We start from the raw sequence: 20,621 nt of genomic DNA, 5'->3' as shown, positions 1-20,621 counted from the left end.
TCAATTGCTCCTTAGAGTTTCGAGCATCAGCTGCTTTGCCGTCTGCAGCGCCTGCACCATGTTTTGATATTGGCGGGCGCTCTCCATGATCTCGACCATCTCGGCGGTCTCATCGACGGGGCTTTCCCACACATGGCCTTCATCATCGGCCAGGGGGTGGTTTGGGTCGTATCGCTTGATCGGCGCGCTATCATCACCCACCAGGCCTTCGCTGCGGACGGTTGCGAGACCTGACGCGCGGTCGAGCTCAGTTTGAAACACCGGGCGTAGAGGGCGATAGGCCTCTTCCTCGCTGCGCGCGACGGACCCGGCATTGGCCAGGTTCGATGTGGCGGCATTCATCCGCACCAATTGCGCGGACATCGCGCGCTGCGTCATCGAAAACAGGGTCAGGCGATCACCATCGGCCATGCCTATTCCCCTTTCAACGCGCGAGTGATCGTGTTCACTTTGCCTTGCACGAAGGACAAAGTGGCGCTGTAGGCGACGGCATTCTCGGCAAAGGCGATCTGCTCATTGCCGAGCTCAACCGTATTGCCATCCAGTGACGGCATAACGGATTGGCGAAACAGGGTGTTTGCATTGGCACTGGCATCCGCGCCCATCCCGCCCAGCCGCGCATCAAGCGCAGCGGCAAAATCGAGATCGCGCGCCTTATAGCCCGGCGTCGCTGCGTTCGCGATGTTCGATGCCAGCACTCCCATGCGCTGAGAGCGCAATTCCAGCGCTGCTCCATGGATGCCGAAAATCTGCTCGTTCAAAGCGCTTCTCCTGTGCATTGGCGAGGGAGGTCCTCGAGTGAACACACAAGAATGCAGAGGTCGTGCCAAAAGCCGCGCGCTAGGTATTCACACGTAAAAGCAAGGGGTTTCACAGATGAGCCTGTGATCAGCGGCAAGCCCTTGCCGCTATGCAGGCAGAGCGCTGCACCCACCATGGTTTCCGCATAGTTACACCGTGCCCCTCGGTCTGAGCGTAGCGGCTTAAGCGCGGCGCTTAGCTACCGTTCTCTGTTTCACCCCCGCTGTTTGAGGACGCCGAAGCAAACCATGCTGACCGATATCGCCATGTTGTTTGACCCGGCCGCCTTAGCTCTGGTGGTGGCGGGCACTCTACTTGCGACAGCCGCGCGCAGCGGATGGCATGACGTGCGCGAGACCCTGCGGGCGCTTGGCCGTCTCAATCGCAGCCGCTTTGATCAGGCCGCCAATCGCGCTGTATTGGCGCAGAGTATATTGGCGATCCAGCGCGATGGGCCACTGCGCGCCGAGGTACCAATGCCGCCAGACCCAGCCGTCGCTCGGCTGATTGACACCTATATTCGCCAGCGTTCGCTGTCGGCGGTTCACAGCGTGCAGCGCGGCGCCAAGGCAGCGCGCGACATTGCCCGCATGCAAGCGGTGCGCACGATGGAGCATGCCGGCGAACTCGGTCCAGTGTTCGGACTGGTCGGAACTCTATTTGCCATAACTCAATTGTCACCCGGCGATGCCGGAGCGCTTGAAAACACCATGAACTCTATCGCCGCCGCCGCGGTCTCCACTCTATACGGCGTGCTGACCGCCCATATGATTTTCATCCCGCTTGCCCGCGCGATCGAACGGCAGGGCGAGCGCGAAGAAATGCAGCGCGAGGACCTGCTCGAGTGGTTGGACAGCCAGCTTGCCGATCCTGCGCCGCCGCGCGCTGCTGCGCTTAGGGGGATCGCATGACTATGCGGCATGCTCTGCCATGGCAGCTGATCTTGGCCGACCTCGCTCTGATCCTGTTCCTCGTGGCTTTGTCAGCCCTGGCTGGCCTTAAAAACGAGGCCGGACTGCGACCTGATTTGGTGCCGATGCGTGAACGCGACATCGCCGTCGCCCCGGCGCAGGCTTTGTTCCGGCCGACCCAGGACACCTCTGACATTGGGCAGTGGCTAAGCGAGCTGAACGTTGATCCAAGAGCGACGTTGACTGTCTTCGCCCGATATCGCGGCGATGACCCCTCTGCCAGCTGGCAGGAAGCACAAGATATGGCAGAGGCTGCGCGCAAATTGGATGTGCCCGTGCGAGTGGTCCTGACCCCGGCAGAGCAAGATGACGTCTATGCCAGCCTTGCTTTCGACGAGCTCAGGTAAGCGCTCGTACCCTCTCCGCTTCACTAATTCGCGATAATCTGGTTTCGCCCCTGAGCCTTTGCATCGTACAGTGCTTTATCGGCGCGGGCCAAGGCGCTGCGCGGATCGCTATCCTCGGTCACTTCGGCGATCCCGCCAGAGAAAGTCACCTTGCCAAACGGCTTGCCGGTTTCGCGGTTGAGCAATTGGCGCGCCGCCATCATCCGCCGGACTCCATCGAGCTTGCGCCAAGCTTCGTCTTTGTCTTGGCCATAGAACAACAGCACAAATTCTTCGCCGCCATGGCGGGCAATGAAGCATTCGTCATTGGCGATCTCGCTTAGCGTGTTAGCAATCGCGCACAGGATCCGATCGCCTGCCTCGTGTCCATGCTTGTCGTTGACTTGCTTAAAGTGATCAACATCGCAAAACGCGACGCACAGCTTTTGCTTCGTGCTGCGGGCTTCATCATTGGCGGATTTAAGACGCCTCTCAAACGCGCGGCGATTGGGCAGCCGTGTCAGATGGTCAACATCCGCTTCCTGCCGTGCCTCAGCCAAGGAACTGCGCAGCTCGAGCGTTTCCGCCTGGCTGCGCTCCATCGCCCCCTCAACCTGTTCCAACCGGTCGATCATAGCATTGGATAGCTCGATGACACGGTCGACGCTCGGGCCGGCTTCATCATTAGCCGCGCCGCGTTCAAACTCTTCGATTTGTAGGCCTATCGCCCCGCGCTGTTCGCTGCTTTCGTCCTTTGCTGACTTGGCCGTTTGAGCAAACCGCAGGAGCGAGTACTCCAGCTTGTCCATCAGCTTTTCAAGTTCAGCGATCCGTTCATTGGTGCCCGGATCCAGCCGGGTGATGGTATCAAGCCAGCGCTGATCGATCGGCTCTTGATTGATTTCCCTGCTGGTGAATTCTTCTGCGAGCTGAGGATTGGAGCCGGACAGGGCTTCGCAAACCACAGAGAGATTTTGGCCCGTCACATTGAGATCATGCTTGATCATGAATTGGTTGATATCGCCGAGCAGCTCATGACGAGCCAGCCGCGACGTGGTGAGCGGCAGGGGCTCGTTCCCCGCTTGTGAGGAACTGGCTTTGGGTTTGCTGCTGCTGCGCTTCAACGGGTACGGCATTGTCTCATTCTTTTGCGGTGCAGGCCTGCGAGCGGGCAGCCAGCACATGTCGGTGTGAGCTATGGGACTAGCGCGATGCTCTAAACAGGGACGCCCCGCCGACCCTCGGCAAAACCCCTAAGGCTTTGGCACGCGCCTTGCTTCTGTCTGGGCAGTGCATTCACTTTGGACGAAGGAATTTCAACATGCGCAAGATGACCAATCTATTGTGCTTCTCGCCAGTAGCTGCCTTAATGTTCACACCGCTATTCGCCCCCGCCCTAGGCGCGGGATCAGAACCGCCAGGCTTCACCAATCCGGCCGATATCGACCGTGCGGTGCAGCAGTTTACTGGTGCCAATATTGGCCAGATTGGCGGTGCTCGAACCCCGACCGACAGGCGCCTAAGGCTTGCGCATTGTGCCAGCCCGCTGATGACATCATGGCATGGCCGCGCAGGTCAAACCGTGCGGGTGGAATGCCCGGAGGTGAATGGCTGGCGCATCTTTGTTTCCACCCGGCCTCAGCCCGCTGCCCAACCCGCCCAGCGTGTCGTCAAACGCGGTGATCCGATCACGGTGGCTGTGCGCGGACGCGGGTTCAGCGTTCAGCAGTCAGGCGAAGCACTCGACAGCGGGGCAATTGGTGATTGGATCGCCGTGCGCACCGCGCGCAAAAGCGAGCCGGTGCGGGCCAGAATTGAGCGCCCCGGCTTCGCGATCATACCCGCGAGCTAAAAAATCTGACCCGCCCCCTTAAACGCAGATGGCCCCCGCCGTTCTGGTACATGAAGAAAGCTATCGGGAGCTGAGCAATGCCTTCTTTCGAATTGAGTAAACTACAGGGCGTTACCCCGCCTCGCGCGCTCGGTGAGAGCGAACGGACACAACTCCAGGCGCGGCAAAGCGATTTGCCCACGCCCCCTGCGCCGCGCCCTTCCGCCGAAAAGCCGGGCGTGTCGGTTGAAGTCAGTGAGCCAGCCAGTGCCGGTTCGCCGCCAGTCAACAGCGAGCGTGTCAGCGAGATTCGCGATGCGCTGAAAAATGGCAGCTATCCTCTGGTGCCGACACAAATCGCCGATGCGATGATCGCGGCGCGGGTTAGCTTCACCATTCCTGGCGGCGAAGAGTCGTGAGCGCTGTCTCCGAGCTTGATCCGCGCCGCCCCGGTGAATTGAGCGATGCTCTGCGGCAGATGATTGCCGTTTTGGAGCGCGAGCGGCAAGCGCTTGCCTCGCTTGATCGTGATGAGCTGATCGGTGCAACCCGCGAAAAGGAGGCTCTGTGCGAAGTGCTGGCCCCGGTTGGGCCAGAAATGCTGAACGCGGATACCCGGGCTCTGGCGACCACAGCGAGGCAACTCAACGAGGTAAACCGCCGGGTTCGCAACCTTCTGGCGGCCAATGTCGCCGCGCGCCTTGATGCGTTGGGCGGACCGCGTGCGACCTATCAACCGGCCAATGTGGCCCACGCCTAACCTCGAATAACCTCGCCGCTGCAGCGTTCTGGCACGGCAATTGCTTATCCTTGATTTGAACGGGTGCGTCTTCGCGCATCGACGATCAAAACGAGGGTTAAGTGAACGACATCACTTCCAGTGCAAACGCGGGCGTGCGGCCAGGGACAGAGCGGATCGCCGCCTCTGGCCGCCGAGGCGATGTTGGCGCGGCCATCGCTGGCGCAGCCCAGCGGTCGCAAGTGGATTTCGACTATCTGCTTGCCCAGGCGCAGGTGGAATCCTCGATGAACCCCCGCGCAAAGGCGCGCACTTCCAGCGCCACCGGCCTCTACCAATTTATTGAGAGCACCTGGCTCTCCACCGTCAAAAAGCATGGACCCCGATTTGGTCTTGGCGATGTCGCGGCGCAAATCGGCACCACTCGTAGCGGCGCGGCCTATGTCGCCGACCCGGCCCAGCGCCAATCGATCTTGGCCCTGCGCAACGACCCACAAGTCGCCTCTTACATGGCCGCTGGCCTCGCCGAGGATAACCGCGCGCGCTTGCTGCCGGTGCTGGGCCGCGAGCCCGATCACAACGAGCTCTACATGGCGCATTTCCTCGGTGCGGGCGGCGCATCTCGCTTTCTATCGGCTTTGCAAAGCAATCCCGACCAGTCAGCCGCCAGCATCTTCCCCCGCGCAGCGGCGGCGAACCGCCCCGTCTTTTACGAGCGCGGCGGCGGCGCGCGCAGCCTTGAAGGCGTGATGGATTATGTCCGCGGCCGTATGGAACGCGCGCTCGACGCCGTGCCGGGCGGGATGCGCGATCAATCGCCAATCGCGCCCTACATGATCGCGGACGAAGGTGCCTTTGGCCCGATGAACCCGCCCGCCATCACCATGGCCAACCGCGTGATCAGCCAATCACCTCCGCCAGCAACGCTGCAAGCCGCATCGCTTCCGCCAATCGCGGCAAACCCTGCGCGCGGATCACCAGTCAGCATGTCACAAGTGCTGCAATCCACCTTTGGCGATGGCGCCAGCACGGGCGGTGCCAGCGCGCAGATCAAGCGCGCTTACGAGCAGTTTAAAGTCTTCGGGCTCTGATTGAGGCGGGTATGAACACTTCCAACCCAGCAGCGACCAGCCTTGCGGCCCGCTTTGGCGCGGCGCCAGCGGCCATGGCCTTGCCGGTCGGCATCTTTGCGCTGTTCGTGCTGATGGTGCTGCCGATCCCGACATTGCTGCTCGATATGTTTTTTGTGCTCAACATCGCGATCACAGTCGCCGTGCTGATGGTCGCATTGAACGCGCGCCAACCGCTCGATTTCTCTTCCTTCCCCTCGGTGCTGTTGTTCGCCACCTTGCTACGGCTCGCGCTCAATGTCGCCTCCACCCGCATCGTTTTGGTCAATGGTCACAATGGCGGACCGGCTGCGGGGGAGATCATCCAGAGCTTTGGTGAGTTTCTGGTTGGCGGCAATTTTGCGGTCGGCCTGTTCGTGTTCAGCATCCTGCTGATCATCAATATGATTGTCATTACCAAGGGCGCAGGCCGCGTTTCTGAGGTCTCTGCGCGCTTTGTGCTCGACGCTTTGCCCGGCAAGCAGATGGCGATCGATGCCGACATTGCCGCTGGCCTGGTGACTACGGAAGAGGCAAAGGCGCGCCGCGCTGAGGTGACCATTGAGGCGGATTTCTACGGCTCAATGGATGGTGCATCGAAATTTGTGAAGGGCGATGCCATTGCGGCCCTCTTGATCCTCGGGGTTAATGTCATCGCAGGCTTTGCGCTCGGCATGATCACCCACGGGCTGAGCGCAGCGGAAGCGGGCGAGCTCTATATCACCCTGGCCGTCGGCGATGCTCTGGTTGCTCAGGTTCCCGCTCTACTGCTGTCCATCGCGGCGGCGGCCATCGTCACGCGTGTATCTGACAAGCGCGATCTCACCGGCCAGATTGGCGGGCAGTTTTCTGACCCGCGCGGATGGCTGCCCGTGGCGCTGATCCTCGCGGCGATTGGAACTGTGCCTGCCATGCCTCAGCTGATTTTCATGCCAGCGGCAGGGATCGCCGAGCGCGATCTGGTGGACCCTGCGAGCTCGCGCCAATGCGCCAGTGGTCAAGGAACCCGTGGTGAAAGAAACGCCGCCCGATCACATCGCGCTAGAAGATGTCAGCGACCAGACGCTCGTCACCATCGAGCTTGGATACAGCCTCGTCCACCTGGTCGACAAAGCCAAAGACGCGCCGCTGCTGACCCGGATTACCGGCATTCGCAAACAGCTGAGCCGGGAGCTGGGATTTGTCCTGCCGCAGTTCAGGATTCGGGATTCGCTCGAAATGGGCGCTCAAGACTACGAAGTGTTGCTGGGCGGGGTCAGTCTCGCTCGCGGCAGAGTTCGCCCCGACCGATTGCTGGCGATTGACGCCGGCGATGTTCGTCAAGGGCACGGCCTAACCGGCGAAGCGACACGCGATCCCAGCTTTGATTGCCCGGCGATCTGGATTGAGCCGCGCGAGCGTGACCACGCCATTGCGGAAGGCTTCCTGACGGTCGATCCAAGCACAGTCATCGCCACCCACGCCAATCAAGCGCTGCTCGCGCAGGCGCAAGAACTCCTGGGGCCAGAGGAAGTGCGCGAATTGCTCGATGCGCTCAAGGAAAGTTCCCCCAGCCTGGTTGAAACCGTCCATCCAGAGCCATTGTCGCTAGCCGCGATCACCCGCATTTTCCGAGCCTTGATCGCCGATGGCATTGGTCTGGGCCATCCGCAGGCGGTCCTCACGAGCCTCGCTCTCGCTCTGCAACGCACTCAGGAATTTGACCTTCTGGTGGATGCCGTGCGCGCTGATATGGGGGCAAAACTGATCGCGCGCATTTGCGAACCTGGTGCGCGGCTGAGAGTGGCCACTCTAGATGCCAACCTTGAGGCCGCGATCCTCAGCAGTGTGCCAGATCCGGCGACGGGCCAGCCGCTGATCGAACCGGAATGCGGCAGTATGATCGCTGAAACGCTGACTCAGATATTGGAGGCAGAGGGCGAGCCGATTGCGCTGATTGTTCAGCCGCCCGTGCGCCGTTCGATTGCCACTCTGCTCAGTCAGCGGGTTCCGCGCTGTCTGGTGCTTTCGATCAATGAATTGCCTGCAACCCAGCCGGTCGAGGTGGTTGGCGTGATTGGCGCGGAGGCTGAACCTCAGCCGCCTGCCGCCGCCTTATCAGATGAAACAGCGGCGACGGCCGCCCAAGACGAGCCAGGAGCAATGGCCGCATGAAACACGACCCCAGCAGCTTTGCGAGAACCGCGCCAACCGGGGCGGCGGGCTATGGCGCTTCAAACCGGGCAGAGATAGACGACCGCGTTCGCCGCTTCATGCCGCTCGTTCGCAGCACCGCCTGGCATGTCTATGGAATGGGCCGCGAGGGCCTCGAGGTTGAAGACCTGATGCAGGTCGGCGTTATCGCGCTGACTGAGTGCTCTATGCGGCATTCCGGCCCCACCGAAGATGGCTTTGCCGCCTATGCGAAAATCCGCGTGCGCGGGGCCATGCTCGATCAGATCCGCAAGCTGATGAATGACAGCCGCACGGCGCGAAAGAAACGCGCCCAATACGAGGCTGCACTCAGCGATTTGCGCGCAGCGCTGGGACGCGAACCCAGCCGCGCGGAAATCGGTCAGCGCCTGAAAATATCCGATGCCGAATTGCTAGAAATTGAGGCCTCCGGCGTCACGGTAACCTCAATCTCGGAGGAATATGACGAGACCAGCACCGCCTTTGCCAGCGACGATCCCGACCCGTTCGAAGTCCTGTCAGACATGGAAGACCGCGAACGGCTGATCCGAGCGATGGCCGAACTGCCAGACCGCCTAAAACTGGTGCTGCAATTGTTCTTCGTTGAGGAAATGAACCTCACCGAGATTGCCGAGATTCTGGAGGTCAGCGTCCCGCGCGTGCACCAACTCAGAGCCAAGGCTCTGAAGGATTTGCGCGCTCTGATCGAGGCCGACTAGGCCTTATTGGCTGCCTCCGTCACCATCGCCGTGACTGTGGCCGCCGCCCGCATGGGTTGCCGCCTCTGATCCGCGCGGCATTGCCGCCTTGGCCGCTTTCCCACCAATAGGCGCGGCGTCCGCCAGTGCCGGTGGCGACTTCCTGCATGGTCGCGGTGTCGTACATCCGGCCACCAATCATCACGCTTTCGATTTTATCGGTGTCGCGGATATTGGCGGTTGGATCAGCGCTCAGCACCAGCAAATCAGCCAGCTTGCCGACTTCCAGACTGCCCACGTCCTTTTGCATGCCGAGCGATTCCGCAGGCCAGATGGTCGCGGTCTTCAGCGCTTCAACCGGGCTCATCCCGCCGCGCGCAAAGGTCCAGATTTCCCAGTGCGCGCCAATGCCGGGTTGCTGACCGTGCGCGCCGATAGAGACCTTCACGCCGCGATCGGCAATTTTCTTCGCCTCGCGCGCTGCATTGTCGTCAACAAACGCCCACTCAGGCGCTTTCGTGCGCCGCGCCGTAGCCGCAAGCAGCACCTTTGGCGGGGTGTGGATCATCAGCGGATGGTCGAACACATCGGTCGCCTGACGCCAATACGGATCGCCAGCAAGCCCGCCATAAGTCACATTGAGCGTCGGGGTGTAATTCGAGTTCGATTGGCCGAAGAATTGCAGCACGTCCTCGTAAAAGACATCGCCCGGTACATTGTGCTCAATGGTGGAATTGCCATCCGCGATGAGGTTCATATCCATCCCGAACAGCGAGCCGCCCTCAGCGACGTTGAGCATATTCTCTTCGGCCGCCGCGCGCGCCACCATCTGGCGTTGGTCGCGCCGGGGCTGGTTGTAGTTCTTTACCGAAATGCCGCCCTGCGCCTTGATACGGCGGACATGTGCCAGCGCATCTTCATAAGAGTCGATCCGCGCGTACACGCTCGGAGCCTTCGCGCCGTAAATGATCTCCCCGGTCGAAAAGATGCGCGGGGCGAGCAAAATGCCCGCCATCTGCCGCTCAGCTGAGGCAAAGATCAGGCTGGAATTGCTCGAGGGGTTGTGTGTGGTTGTGGTGCCGAGCGCCAAATCCTGCACCAAGCTCCAGTTCTGCTGCGGCACAAGATCGCCCGTGCCATGCGGCCCATGATGGTGCGCATCGACAAAGCCGGGCATCACCACCTTGCCGCTGGCGTCGACCATTGTCGCGCCGCTCGGGATAGTGACATCACCTGCCGCGCCAATCGCCGCGATCCGGTCGCCTTCGATCACGATCACGCCGTCTTCGATCATGCCTGCGTCCCCGGCATCGAGCCCGGCGGCCATGGTCAGCACTTTCGCGCCAGTGATTACGACCGTGCCACTGGGTTTTTGGGCAGTTACGGTGACCGCCATCGAAATGCCGCTATCCGGCTCTTCATAGCCATCCGCATCATCATCTCCTTTCGGAGCGTTGCGGAAGAAGTCGCTGACCTGCGCTTGCTTCAGCTCCGGTCCGATCGACCAGAACAGGGTTTCTCCCCCGCGCGCCCAGCCGAGGTAGTCCGCCCCGCCGCTAGACACTTTGGTGACCGGAACGGGTCCCTTGGTCTCGTTCACATCGACCGGCTTGCCGCCCGGAATAACCGGCATGGCGAACACTTCGTAATTCTGGCGAAAAGCGATAGTTTTGCCATCCGGCGAAACCTGAAAATCGTTTACCAGGGTGCCGGTTGCATGGGTGCGCTTTTTCTCGCCATCAAAATCGGCCGACATCAAAGCCAGCTTGTCGCCATCGCGGCCGATCATGAAGATGCGGCTATTGTCTGCGCCAAATTGCGGGCGCGAGCCAGAGCGGGCGACCATTTTGGGTGCGCCGCCGCCAACCGGCTGCAGATAGATACCGGTGTTCTCGGAAAATTCCGGCGCGGTGAGATAGCCGCCGCTGCGTTTTTCATAGGCGACCATGGCGCCATCGGGTGAAAAGGCGAGATTGGCGTAATGCCCCGGCTGTTCGGAAATGACCCGCGCGCCCGAACCGTCAGCATTGGCGACAAGGATCTGACCCAGCCCCTCATCTGTCCAACGGACAAAGGCGATGCGCGATCCATCGCGGCTGTAAGCGGGATAGGCCTCGACAGCATCGCCGCCGCCGATCAAAGGACGAGCCGCGTCGCGGCCTCGAGCGGATTTTGTGTAGAGCTTGCCAAGGCTCTCAAACACCAGGCGGCTGCCGTCAGGAGACAGCGTGCCGAACTTCGCCATTTTGGTGGCGAAGCGATCAGGCGAGACCTCAATCTCAGGATGCGGCGCATCGGCAATGCCGCGCGTGTCGCTAATGCTGAACGGGATCACCGCATGGCCAGACCCATCGCGGTTCACGCGGTTCAATTTGCCGCCCGCCCAGAACACGATTGATCGGCTATCCGGCGTCCAATCCATATTGGGATAGACCCCGGTCACCGCCCAGGTTTCCTGCACGTCGAGATCAAGCGCGTCGTAAATCATCCGCTCCTTGCCGCTCGTGATCTCTTTAACCCATAGCTGCGAGGTGTCCTTATCCCGCCGCACGAACGCGATCTCTGTGCCATCCGGCGAAGGGGCAGGGCGCACCGCCCCTCCATAGCCATCGACCGCTGTGGTCACCTCACCCGTTTCCAGATCGTGCCGTTCAATCGCGAAGATCCCAGCATTGGAATCCTGTGCGTAGACAAAGGTGTTCCCGGGCGTCGTATTGCGAGTGTAATAAATCGCGCTGCCATCGGGCGCGAAGACCGGCTCGCCCAGCTCCTTCTGCAAGGCCTCATTGGCGCGCTTCACGACCTGCACACCGCCGCCGCCGGAAATGTGGTACATCCAGATCTCACCCGTGCCGAGCGAACGCTGAGTGGTGAAGTGCTTTTTCGCGGCGATAAAGCGCCCGTCCGGCGACCAGGTCGGCTGATTGAGCAGACGGAAGCTTTCCTTGGTCAACTGACGCTTGTCAGAGCCATCGGCATTCATCAGCCAGATATTGTTGCCCCCGCCCCGATCAGAGGTGAAGGCGATGCGCGTGCCATCGGGCGAGAAGCGCGGATGCACTTCCCAGCTCAGCCCCTCGGCAATGCGCTTAGGCGTGCCGCCAGTGATCGGCAGGGTGTAGATATCGCCAAGCATGGTGAAGGCAATGGTGCGGCCATCAGGCGAGACATCGACATCCATCCACGTGCCCTCGTCGGTCTCGATCGGCACTTGTTCGACGGTCGCACCCTTGGGCGCTTCAACGTCCCAACCTTCGTCGTCCTGCGCGAACGCCGCGCTTGGAATGGCAAGCATAGAGCCTGCGAGGAGGGTGGCGGTGAAGTGAGGTGCGAAGCGGCGCATGATGAGTCTCTCCCTGTGTTGGGGCCGAGACTAACGCCGCGTAAGGATATTGCTAGAGCTTGATAGAAGTCGTTAGTCGAATTGCCCGCGCTTCGGCCCCAGATAGCCAAACAGATAGGCCGCCACTTTGCGCATCTGGATTTCTTCTGCGCCTTCGGTGATGCGATAGCGGCGGTGGTGGCGATAGATATGCTCGAACGGTTTGTGGCGTGAATAGCCGATCCCGCCGTGCACCTGCATCGCGCGGTCTGCTGCCTCGCACACCAGCCGGTTCGCCCAATAATTGCACATCGATACCTTGTCAGAGATCGTCCGCTCAATCTCCTTGTGCGGCATATTGTCCATCTGCCAAGCGGTCTTGTAGATCAGCATCCTCAGCATTTCACATTGCGTCGCCAGCTCAACCAAGGGGAACTGGATTGCCTGATTTTTCGCGAGCTCTTCGCCAAAGGGTTTGCGCTCCCGCGCGTATTTGACGCTTTCCTCCACGCAATAGGTCGCCGCGCCCAGCGAAGACGCCGCCTGACGGATGCGGTTCTGGTGAACGAAGCTCTGCGCCAGCGCGAGTCCGCGCCCCTCCTCGCCCAGCATTGCGCTTTCCGGCACCCAAACATTGCTGAGCGAGAGGCGCGGATGGTCGGTCGGCATGTTGAACGTCCACATCCATTCCTCGATCTTGAAGCCGTCCGTGGGGTTCGGCACGAGCAGACAGGTGATGCCGCGTGCGTCCCCCGCCTCGCCATCGGTCCGCGCAAACACCGCGCAATGCGTGGCGACATGCATGCCGGTGATCCACATCTTCTCACCGTCGATCCGGTATCCCGGCACGCCATCGCGCGTTTCCTTGACCGCGCGGGTTTCCATATGGGTCGCGTCGGAGCCGTGCTCCGCTTCGGTCAGGCCAAAAGCGACGCGCCTTGTGCGTTCAAAGCCGCCGGTGATGAATTCCTGTTTTTGCGCCTCGGTACCAAAGGTGTCGAACATCGCGACGAAGGGGAAATTGCCGACGATGCTGTGTTCGTTTTGCAGATCATTGTGGAGGCCAAGGCCGCGCTGAGCGAAGTGATCGCGGATCACCGCCATCCAGAGGTTGGAGCCATCCTTGCCGCCATATTGCGCAGGCGCGGAGAAGCGCCAATGGTAGGCTTTGTCAGCGCGCGCGGTGGCCTCTTGAAGCAACTTTTCCCAATCGTGATCGGGCAGGCCTTCACGTTCCCAGTCGGTGCGCGCATCCTCACGGCGGTGGTCAAAGAACCGGATGTTATCGTCTTGCCGCTCGAGAGGCTTGATCTCAGCCTCGATAAAGGCGTCGAGTTCTAGCAAGTAGGCCTGAAGGTCGGCGGGAATTGCGAAATCCATTTAGCCTAAGTCCTCTTCTTTTGGTGACCACTTCTTCAGCGCCATCGCCAAAGCGGGGTATTTTGGAACGTCCGCCATTGCCTTTTGAAGCGCTTGCTCCCTCAGAGATTGAAGCTGCCCTGGCTCATATAAGGATAGCACGCCTGACAAAACCGCCTGAGCCGTTTCCTGATCAGTACCAAGCGGAAAGTACTCCCGCTCCCGCTGGATCATACCCAAGGCGTTGCGGGCGACCGCAAGTTGAAAGCGATCATGGCCGCTAAGTTGCCCCTTGATGGTCGCGAGCCATTCCGACACCGCCTCCGCGATCTCACCCATATCGGCTTCACCACCAAGGCATTCCAATGAGCTTGGCGGATATACATGGCGTAGCTTCTCGACGCTTGGCGCATCCTCCTCCAGCAGCATCAGCAGGTCGAGCTCCTGCTCGCTCGTGCGGCGCGAGATCACCACGCGCTCCAGCATCCGGTCCTCGCCGCTGCGCCAGATTTGCGCCATTTTCAGGCAGCCGAGCGCCCACCAGACGGTGCGGTGGATCAGCCAGTAGCGGAAGCGGGCCGGGTCAACCGTGCAGCCACTCTCCGCCTCATAGGCAGCGAAATAGTCCTCAAGGCTCCCAAGCCCGAGCGCAGGTCGATCATACCGCGCAAACCGCCACACCGCCATGCAACCGAACGCTAGGTCCTCGTGCCGGTCGCCGAAATGCGCCAGTTCCCAATCGAGCACTCCTGTGAGATGCCCCTCTTCCGTCAGCAGATTGCCGAGCCTGTAGTCACCGTGGTTGAGCACAGGCTCGCATGCCTCAGGACAGTTGTCCTCCATCCATTTGAGGCCGAGCGCGATGATCGGGCGGTCGCCGCCCGCCTCCTCGAATTGCGCCCGCAGATCAGCAATGGCCGCTCGGTAGTCCATGACCGGCACGGCAGCGGGCACATCATCGCGGGTGAGCGAGTGAATGCGGGCCAAGTCCTGCGCCGCCTCGCGCAGCAGCGCGTCCGCCTCGTCAAACTGCAGGATCACCTTGGGGTCAGCAGTGCCCGGCAGTGCGCGCATCACGAAGCCGCTGCCGATGCCATCCTCAGGCTGTAGCTCGGCGATCACCTCGGGCGCAGTCACACCGGCGGCTTTCGCGGCGCGGATCACTGCCGCCTCGGTATCATGGCCGAATGGGCGGTCCGCCATGAACTCCAGGCTGGGCGCGCGGCGCAGCACGAACGCCTCGCCGCCGCTGGAAAACCGCCAGCTTTCCATGGTCGCGCCGCCGGTCAGCCGCTCCAGCTCGGCCGGAGCCTCCATGCCAACGCGCGCCAAAACCCGGCTCAGTCCCTCTGTCAGATCATCGGCGCTCAATGTCATCACTTCCCCTCGCGTCCATTCGCTGTAAGAAGTGCACGCAGATATGAGCGACGGCAAGCTCTCGCTTACTCGCAATGGAAAGACGACGGCTCGCAATGAAGAAACGATACGTAGCGCTGAGCGCTCTCGCCCTGCTTGGAATTGGAGCAGGCACCGCGGCCTATGTCGCCAGCCCGACCGTACATGAGGGTATGGATGGCGAGACCCCGGAGCTCGGGCGCTATGGCGAGTATCAGGTCGGCACGCAGGAGATGCTGATGGGCATCCCTGATCGGATCAGCTTCACCAAAGTGGGCATGGCAACCGGCCAGCTCTCTGAGGATGAGGAGATGCCGATGCTCCAAGTGCGCATGTTCTACCCTGCCGAGGTGGCCGCAGGCGCAGCGCCGATCACTTACACACACACCATGACCCCGCCCGCGATGGAGCCGGTGCCGCTGGAGTACACCGGGCGCGCCTTCGCCGATGCCGCCCCGCTGTCAGAGGGCTCATTCCCGCTCGTCATCATGAGCCACGGCTTCAATGGCTGGAGCACGCAGTTCAGCAATCTGGCGGAACACATCGCCTCGCGCGGCTATGTCGTCGCCTCGATTGACCATGCCGACATGACAATCGAGGGGGTCACAGACTTCATCCATTCGTTCAATCTGGTGCTGGCCAACCGTACGATCGACCAGCGGCAAGTGCTTGCTGAGATCAAGGGGCGGCAGCAGTCAGACCAGACAGGACTGTTTGGACTGATTGATCCTGAGCAGATTGCGGTCATTGGCTATTCTATGGGCGGTTACGGCGCGCTGGCAACGGCGGGCGGCGACTATGACTATGACAGCGAGACCTTCGGCCAAGTGCCCGAGCTGGCCCTGGCGCAGCTGCGTGAGACGGTGAGCGACGACGCAGGCGTGGATGCGGTCGTCGCCTTTGCCCCATGGGGCGGGCAACCAGATAACCGCGTATGGAGCGCCGAGACGCTTGGCCAGATCACCGCGCCTGTGCTGTTGGTGGCTGGCAGCGAGGATGACGTTTCCAATTACGCAGACGGGATCAGCTGGATTTTCGACCAATTGACCGGGACGGCTCGGCACATGCTGGTCTTTCGCGAGGCCCGTCACAACACCGTGGGCAATGACTTCGCTGTGCCGGATGATGCGCCATTCCGCGTCGCAGAGTTCCTGGCCGAACCGGTCTGGCGGCAAGACCGCATCAACGGCATCAACCAGCATTTCGTCGCCGCTTTCCTCGACCTGCATTTGAAGGGCGACGCGGACAAGGCGAGCTATCTCGATGTGCCAGCGCCCAACTCCAATGACAGCAGCTGGGAGACCAGTTTTGGCGAACAGCTCAATGGCAAGTTTGCCGGACCGGACGAGACGGAGCATTGGCGCGGGTTCCAGCGCCGCTGGGCCGTGGGCCTGGAGTTGCTCAGCAAACCAGCGGGCGAATAGCGGGCATAGGCTCCAGACAGCAGTGTTTGGTCTGAACTCACCGAATTCCATACATCGGCGTTTGGTCGGCGCTTGGAACACGTTTCGCGTTTTCAAAAGTGTGACTTTTGGCGGAAAGCCTCACACTTTCAGAACTTTAGATCAGATCGCGCGGCGCAAAGTGTGACTTTTGAGAGATTCGACGCAAATGCGCGCCTTTGCCGAGTGAAAACACACAGGCACGCGTGGGGGATAGACGGTTCAAAGAGCCTCACCACACCTACTCGCAAGCCCGCGAGTAGGAAAACCACGCAGCCTTACGCGCAACTGCACACACCAGCGCAAAAGCAAACGGCCGCCCAGTCTCCTGAGCGGCCGCTGCAAATGTCTTGAAAAGCCTAAGCGAGCTTAGCTCAGCTTTTTACGCATCCGCTTCGCGCGCGATTGCGGGCTTGGGTGCGTCTTCAGCAGATCAATTCCGCCGCCAGAACTCATCGTGCCCAGCTTTTCCATCGCCGTGATGCACGCCTCAGCGTTGTAATTGTTGGCCTTCATGAACTCGAGCGCATAGTCGTCCGAGTTGCGCTCTGCCTTTTGCGAGTGCTGAGCTGTGATGACATTGCCGAACATCTTGCCAAGCTCTGAATTGGCCAGGCGGCGAACATCACTGCTCGCGGTGCTGGCCACGCTCATCGCGGCGTCTTGTTGCAAAGTGCGCTTCATGCGCTTCTTGCCATGCTCCAGCTTCACGTGGCCAATCTCGTGACCGATCACGCAGCGCAGCTCGTCATCTTCAAACTTGTCCATCAGGCCAGCGAAGACACGCACGGTGCCATCACCCATGGCAAAGGCGTTCACGTCCTTCACCAGATAGGCTTTGATATCGAGGTCGAGGCCATCATAGCTGTCGAGCCCTTCAGTAAGCGCAGCAAGGCGCTGACCATAGGGATCGTCCATCGTGGCAACCGGGTTCTGGCTGTCCATTTCCTCAGACATCTGGCTGAAGAAACTGACGATTTCCTCATCAGAATAGCTCGCCGCCTCAGCAACCTTCTTGGCCGATTTCACGGCATTGCCGATGTTGAACTGCGCCTGCAAAGGCATTGCTGCGCCCAGCCCAGCAACAGCAGCCACAGCTGCCAGCATGATGCCGCGCGACTTAGAAAATTTGAGTGCCATGGTTTAAGGGCCCCTCCTAATAATCAAACTTCAGACATTCCGTTTATGCCGGAACATTGTCCTTCTTTACAGTAATTACTTGCGGATAGGTGAATTCCTTCAGGCCTTCCTTGCCGTATTCCGCGCCGAAGCCAGACTGCTTGTGCCCGCCAAACGGAGCAAACGGCGACAGATGCATGAATTCATTGACCCACACCGTGCCGGTTTCCAGCTGCTCAGCAATCTCAACGCCCTTTTCAGCGTCAGCCGTCCAGACCGCGCCAGCGAGGCCATATTCTGAATTGTTCGCGCGCTCGATCACTTCTTCTTCGGATGAGAATTTCATCAGCGGCATAACCGGGCCAAACTGCTCCTCGGCCACGATCCGCGCGTCTTCTGGCGGATTGTCGAGAATGGTGATCGGCACGTAATAGCCAGAGCCCGATGGATCGGTTTCCCCGCCGACCAGGAATTTATAGCCATTGTCTTTGGCGTCCTCGATCAGCTCAACAACGCGGTCAAACTGCTTCTTGTTCTGGATCGGCCCAACGCCGGTGCCTTGCTGAGCGCCGTCGCCGACCTTCACTTGGCTCGCATATTCAGCGATCGCAGCGGACAGCTCGTCATAGATATCTTCGTGGATATAGATGCGCTTGGCCGCGATGCAGACTTGGCCAGCGTTCTGGAAACTGGACCAGAACAATTGCTCTGCCACCTTCTTAGGGTCGGCGTCTGGCATGACGATGCTCGCATCATTGCCGCCCAGCTCCAACGTGATCCGTTTAAGGTCGGCGCTCGCGCCCTCCATGATCTTCTTGCCGGTCGCGGTCGACCCGGTGAAGGTGATCTTGTCGATGTCTGGGTGCGAAGTGATCATCGGACCCAAATCATCATTGCCGGTGATGATGTTAACGACGCCCGCTGGCACCTTGTCCGCGATCAGCTCTGCAATGCGCAGGGTGGTGAGCGGGGTGAACGGCGAGGTCTTGAGCACAATCGTGCAGCCGGAAAGCATCGCAGGCACAATCTTCTGGATCGCCATCATCACTGGGAAGTTCCACGGCACAATGCCGCCGACCACGCCGACAGGTACGCGGCGCGTGCGGCTCAGCCGGGCATCGCTGTCTTCATTGATCTCATCTTCCAGCTCAAGCGTGGATTGCGCCGCAGAAATGGCAGCCGCGCCGTAAATCTCGCCTTTGGCTTGCTGGTGCGGCTTGCCTTGCTCACTGGTCAACAGACGGAACAGCTCATCAGCGTTTTCCTTGATCGCGCCAGAGATCGCCATGATCGCCGCGCGGCGTTCCTCCAACGGAGTTTTCTTCCAGGTCTTGAAGGCGGCGCGGGCTGCGGCGACTGCTTGGTCAAGCTCCACCTGGCCGCAGGCTGGCACCTGGCCGATGACTTCTTCATTGGCTGGATTGACCACATCGAGCATGTCGGTGGTGGAAATCATCTCGCCATTGATGAGATTTTTGTACTGGGTGACCATGGGAATGCCTCTCTCGAATCTTTTTGGATTACTCTCGCCGATCTAGGTGGACCTTTGACCAGCAAAGTTCAATCGCATTTGCGCCGTTCACGATAATGCTTGCGCTCGCCAGCGACCGCGATCAATTGCGCAGTGCAACTGAAATTTCGGCCCCGGCCTGCATGAGGAACACGAATATGTCCGACGCTACAAACGACCTTGTCATCTATGGCAGCCCCGTCTCTCCATTCGTGCGCAAGGTCGCCGCGGTGTGCCTGGAAAAAGGCGTGGGTTTCGATGTCGAGCCGGTCAATGTGTTCGACCCGCCGCAATGGTTCAAAGACATCTCACCGATGAAGCGCATTCCCGTGCTGCGCGACCGCTCAATCGCGGCCGAAGGCGTTGATGGCACCATCGCCGATCTCGTCGGCAATCTGCGGCTACATCGAGGCCAAGCATCCCGCGCCTGCGCTCTACCCCGATGAAGCCTTTTGCCGTGGGCGCGCGCTATGCCTTGAGGAATATGCCGACACGACCCTAGCGCTCGCCGGAGGGCTCGGCATCTTTCGCCCGATCTTCTTCTCGATCACCAAAGGCGAGGCACCTGATCTGGAGACCGCGCGCGAGACCTGGGCCACCAAACTGCCGCCCGTGTTTGACTATCTGGAAGGCGCGCTGGGCGAGAATGAGTTTTTCGTAGGCGACGCTCTGTCGATAGCAGATATTTCGATCACCTGCTGCTTGATGCAAGTCTCGCTCGTGGCCGAAACGCCGCTCGACAAATGGCCCCGCTTTGCCGCGCATTTTGAGCGGATGCAGGCGCGCCCTTCCATCGCCGGACCATTCGCTCAGGCCGACAAGGCTGTTCGCAAAGGCTTGCCGGAACGCATTGATCTGACTTAACGCTTTCTTGGCGGTTCAGCCCGCATCGGGCATGCTCTTTCGCGCAATATTCAAAGGATGACACGCATGGCTAAGCCCATGGACAATCGGGATCATCGGAGGCTCTGGCCTCTACAATATCGAAGGGCTGAAAGAGCAGCAGTGGATTGCGGTTGAAACCCCTTGGGGCGAGCCATCGGACGAAATTTTGTGCGGGCGGATCGGCGATGTGCGCGTGCGCTTTCTGCCGCGCCACGGCCGGGGCCATCCGATCAGCCCGAGCGAGGTTAATGCGCGGGCCAATATCGACGCGCTGAAACGCGCTGGCTGCACCGACATTCTGGCCATTTCCGCCGTTGGCTCACTTCGCGAAGAGCTGCCTCCGGGCCATTTCGTGGTGGTCGACCAGTTCATCGATCAGACCAAAGGGCGCCCCTCCACCTATTACGGTTCAGGCTTTGTGACCCACGTCTCCATGGCCGATCCAGTTTGCGAGCGGCTGTCGCAAATGGCCGCCGATGCGATCACAGAGGCGAAGGGCAAATTCACCGCCGGGGCGACCTATCTGGCGATGGAAGGTCCGCAATTCTCCACCCGCGCGGAAAGCCGGATGTACCGCGAATGGGGCGCGGATGTGATCGGGATGACCGCCATGCCAGAGGCGAAGCTCGCCCGCGAGGCAGAGCTGCCCTATGCGCTGGTCGGCATGGTCACGGACTATGATTGCTGGCGCGAAGGCGAAGCGGTCGACGTGGCGCAGGTCGTCACCCAGATGCAGGCCAATGGCGATCTGGCGCGCGAGATGATTGTCCGCCTGATCAATGCGCTGCCGGATGGGCGAAAACCCTCACCGATTGACACTGCGCTGGATGATGCGGTGATTACCGCACCTGATGAGCATGATCCGGAATTGCTCACTCGTCTGGATGCGGTTGCAGGGCGTTTGATCGGGCCGCTCTAACTGGCGCTCGTATTGGCCCGTGT

The 20,621-nt window shown here is 60.6% G+C and carries 19 protein-coding genes and 1 pseudogene; 12 read left to right on the top strand and 8 right to left on the bottom strand.

Annotated elements, in window-relative coordinates:
* Together flgC and flgB are read right to left on the bottom strand one after the other, a co-directional pair.
* Entirely contained in the window at positions 1–411 is a 411-nt protein-coding gene (flgC, locus tag AC0V6U_RS15920; RefSeq protein ID WP_472644101.1) for a flagellar basal body rod protein FlgC, read from the bottom strand.
* A gap of 2 nt (positions 412–413) precedes the next feature.
* The gene (gene flgB, locus AC0V6U_RS15915; RefSeq protein ID WP_472644100.1) at positions 414–761 is read right to left on the bottom strand and encodes a flagellar basal body rod protein FlgB; all 348 of its coding nucleotides are present in this window, start codon (positions 759–761) and stop codon (positions 414–416) included.
* Between the two features lie 288 nt (positions 762–1,049).
* Between flgB and AC0V6U_RS15910 the strand changes: the two genes are divergently transcribed.
* Positions 1,050–1,712, top strand: coding sequence for a MotA/TolQ/ExbB proton channel family protein (locus AC0V6U_RS15910; protein WP_472644099.1), 663 nt, complete (start codon positions 1,050–1,052; stop codon positions 1,710–1,712).
* A complete protein-coding gene (locus AC0V6U_RS15905; protein WP_472644098.1) occupies positions 1,709–2,119 on the top strand; it encodes a hypothetical protein in 411 nt (136 codons plus the stop codon). Before AC0V6U_RS15910 ends, AC0V6U_RS15905 begins: the two co-directional genes overlap by 4 nt.
* A gap of 23 nt (positions 2,120–2,142) precedes the next feature.
* Here the strand turns inward: AC0V6U_RS15905 and AC0V6U_RS15900 are convergent, their stop codons facing one another.
* Positions 2,143–3,234, bottom strand: coding sequence for a GGDEF domain-containing protein (locus AC0V6U_RS15900; protein WP_472644097.1), 1,092 nt, complete (start codon positions 3,232–3,234; stop codon positions 2,143–2,145).
* 185 nt (positions 3,235–3,419) lie between these two features.
* Here AC0V6U_RS15900 and AC0V6U_RS15895 point away from each other — a divergent pair, with 185 nt between their 5' ends.
* From AC0V6U_RS15895 to AC0V6U_RS15870, 6 genes and pseudogenes are all read left to right on the top strand, one after another.
* The gene (locus tag AC0V6U_RS15895) at positions 3,420–3,950 is read left to right on the top strand and encodes a flagella basal body P-ring formation protein FlgA (RefSeq protein WP_472644096.1); all 531 of its coding nucleotides are present in this window, start codon (positions 3,420–3,422) and stop codon (positions 3,948–3,950) included.
* A 92-nt stretch (positions 3,951–4,042) separates the two neighbouring features.
* Positions 4,043–4,348, top strand: coding sequence for a flagellar biosynthesis anti-sigma factor FlgM (locus AC0V6U_RS15890; RefSeq protein ID WP_472644095.1), 306 nt, complete (start codon positions 4,043–4,045; stop codon positions 4,346–4,348).
* Positions 4,345–4,689 (top strand): flagellar protein FlgN, encoded by a 345-nt coding sequence (locus AC0V6U_RS15885; RefSeq protein ID WP_472644094.1) that lies wholly within the window; start codon positions 4,345–4,347, stop codon positions 4,687–4,689. The genes AC0V6U_RS15890 and AC0V6U_RS15885 overlap by 4 nt, the downstream gene beginning before the upstream one ends.
* Positions 4,690–4,790: 101 nt before the next feature.
* On the top strand, positions 4,791–5,759 hold the full coding sequence (locus AC0V6U_RS15880) for a transglycosylase SLT domain-containing protein (RefSeq protein WP_472644093.1): 969 nt from the start codon (positions 4,791–4,793) through the stop codon (positions 5,757–5,759).
* A 74-nt stretch (positions 5,760–5,833) separates the two neighbouring features.
* Positions 5,834–7,931, top strand: a pseudogene (locus AC0V6U_RS15875) (flagellar biosynthesis protein FlhA).
* On the top strand, positions 7,928–8,668 hold the full coding sequence (locus AC0V6U_RS15870) for a sigma-70 family RNA polymerase sigma factor (RefSeq protein ID WP_472644092.1): 741 nt from the start codon (positions 7,928–7,930) through the stop codon (positions 8,666–8,668). Before AC0V6U_RS15875 ends, AC0V6U_RS15870 begins: the two are co-directional and overlap by 4 nt.
* A gap of 19 nt (positions 8,669–8,687) precedes the next feature.
* Here the strand turns inward: AC0V6U_RS15870 and AC0V6U_RS15865 are convergent, their stop codons facing one another.
* The 3 genes from AC0V6U_RS15865 to AC0V6U_RS15855 form a co-directional block, all read right to left on the bottom strand.
* Positions 8,688–11,990, bottom strand: a complete 3,303-nt coding sequence (locus AC0V6U_RS15865; RefSeq protein ID WP_472644091.1) for an amidohydrolase family protein — start codon at positions 11,988–11,990, stop codon at positions 8,688–8,690.
* Positions 11,991–12,062: 72 nt separating this feature from the next.
* Complete coding sequence (locus AC0V6U_RS15860) at positions 12,063–13,349, bottom strand: acyl-CoA dehydrogenase family protein (RefSeq protein ID WP_472644090.1); 1,287 nt, start codon at positions 13,347–13,349, stop codon at positions 12,063–12,065.
* Positions 13,350–14,705, bottom strand: a complete 1,356-nt coding sequence (locus tag AC0V6U_RS15855; protein ID WP_472644089.1) for a phosphotransferase — start codon at positions 14,703–14,705, stop codon at positions 13,350–13,352.
* A gap of 95 nt (positions 14,706–14,800) precedes the next feature.
* On the opposite strand from AC0V6U_RS15855, the gene AC0V6U_RS15850 reads away from it, so the two are divergent.
* Complete coding sequence (locus AC0V6U_RS15850; RefSeq protein ID WP_472644088.1) at positions 14,801–16,147, top strand: alpha/beta hydrolase family protein; 1,347 nt, start codon at positions 14,801–14,803, stop codon at positions 16,145–16,147.
* A gap of 387 nt (positions 16,148–16,534) precedes the next feature.
* Here AC0V6U_RS15850 and AC0V6U_RS15845 read toward each other — a convergent pair whose 3' ends face one another.
* Together AC0V6U_RS15845 and AC0V6U_RS15840 are read right to left on the bottom strand one after the other, a co-directional pair.
* Positions 16,535–17,305 carry a M48 family metallopeptidase gene (locus tag AC0V6U_RS15845; protein WP_472644087.1) on the bottom strand — a complete coding sequence of 257 codons (771 nt, stop codon included), beginning with the start codon at positions 17,303–17,305 and terminating at the stop codon, positions 16,535–16,537.
* A gap of 43 nt (positions 17,306–17,348) precedes the next feature.
* A complete protein-coding gene (locus AC0V6U_RS15840; protein ID WP_472644086.1) occupies positions 17,349–18,776 on the bottom strand; it encodes an aldehyde dehydrogenase family protein in 1,428 nt (475 codons plus the stop codon).
* A gap of 176 nt (positions 18,777–18,952) precedes the next feature.
* Here AC0V6U_RS15840 and AC0V6U_RS15835 point away from each other — a divergent pair, with 176 nt between their 5' ends.
* From AC0V6U_RS15835 to mtnP, 3 genes are all read left to right on the top strand, one after another.
* Entirely contained in the window at positions 18,953–19,240 is a 288-nt protein-coding gene (locus AC0V6U_RS15835; RefSeq protein WP_472644085.1) for a glutathione S-transferase N-terminal domain-containing protein, read from the top strand.
* A complete protein-coding gene (locus tag AC0V6U_RS15830; protein WP_472644084.1) occupies positions 19,161–19,658 on the top strand; it encodes a glutathione S-transferase family protein in 498 nt (165 codons plus the stop codon). Before AC0V6U_RS15835 ends, AC0V6U_RS15830 begins: the two co-directional genes overlap by 80 nt.
* 85 nt (positions 19,659–19,743) lie before the next feature.
* Complete coding sequence (gene mtnP, locus AC0V6U_RS15825; RefSeq protein WP_472645790.1) at positions 19,744–20,598, top strand: S-methyl-5'-thioadenosine phosphorylase; 855 nt, start codon at positions 19,744–19,746, stop codon at positions 20,596–20,598.
* The last annotated feature ends 23 nt before the right edge of the window (positions 20,599–20,621 follow it).

Source organism: Erythrobacter sp. W36 (genome assembly GCF_057364935.1).
Note: the sequence above shows the minus strand (reverse complement) of the source record. Positions and strands in the feature narration are given on the sequence as shown.

Excerpts from the sequence above, each read along its gene's own strand:
- flgC (WP_472644101.1), bottom strand. The coding sequence starts at position 411 with ATGGCCGATGGTGATCGCCTGACCCTGTTTTCGATGACGCAGCGCGCG.
- AC0V6U_RS15910 (WP_472644099.1), top strand. The coding sequence starts at position 1,050 with ATGCTGACCGATATCGCCATGTTGTTTGACCCGGCCGCCTTAGCTCTG.
- AC0V6U_RS15905 (WP_472644098.1), top strand. The coding sequence starts at position 1,709 with ATGACTATGCGGCATGCTCTGCCATGGCAGCTGATCTTGGCCGACCTC.
- AC0V6U_RS15900 (WP_472644097.1), bottom strand. The coding sequence starts at position 3,234 with ATGCCGTACCCGTTGAAGCGCAGCAGCAGCAAACCCAAAGCCAGTTCC.
- AC0V6U_RS15895 (WP_472644096.1), top strand. The coding sequence starts at position 3,420 with ATGCGCAAGATGACCAATCTATTGTGCTTCTCGCCAGTAGCTGCCTTA.
- AC0V6U_RS15870 (WP_472644092.1), top strand. The coding sequence starts at position 7,928 with ATGAAACACGACCCCAGCAGCTTTGCGAGAACCGCGCCAACCGGGGCG.
- AC0V6U_RS15865 (WP_472644091.1), bottom strand. The coding sequence starts at position 11,990 with ATGCGCCGCTTCGCACCTCACTTCACCGCCACCCTCCTCGCAGGCTCT.
- AC0V6U_RS15860 (WP_472644090.1), bottom strand. The coding sequence starts at position 13,349 with ATGGATTTCGCAATTCCCGCCGACCTTCAGGCCTACTTGCTAGAACTC.
- AC0V6U_RS15855 (WP_472644089.1), bottom strand. The coding sequence starts at position 14,705 with ATGACATTGAGCGCCGATGATCTGACAGAGGGACTGAGCCGGGTTTTG.
- AC0V6U_RS15850 (WP_472644088.1), top strand. The coding sequence starts at position 14,801 with ATGAAGAAACGATACGTAGCGCTGAGCGCTCTCGCCCTGCTTGGAATT.
- AC0V6U_RS15845 (WP_472644087.1), bottom strand. The coding sequence starts at position 17,305 with ATGGCACTCAAATTTTCTAAGTCGCGCGGCATCATGCTGGCAGCTGTG.
- AC0V6U_RS15840 (WP_472644086.1), bottom strand. The coding sequence starts at position 18,776 with ATGGTCACCCAGTACAAAAATCTCATCAATGGCGAGATGATTTCCACC.
- AC0V6U_RS15835 (WP_472644085.1), top strand. The coding sequence starts at position 18,953 with ATGTCCGACGCTACAAACGACCTTGTCATCTATGGCAGCCCCGTCTCT.
- AC0V6U_RS15830 (WP_472644084.1), top strand. The coding sequence starts at position 19,161 with ATGGCACCATCGCCGATCTCGTCGGCAATCTGCGGCTACATCGAGGCC.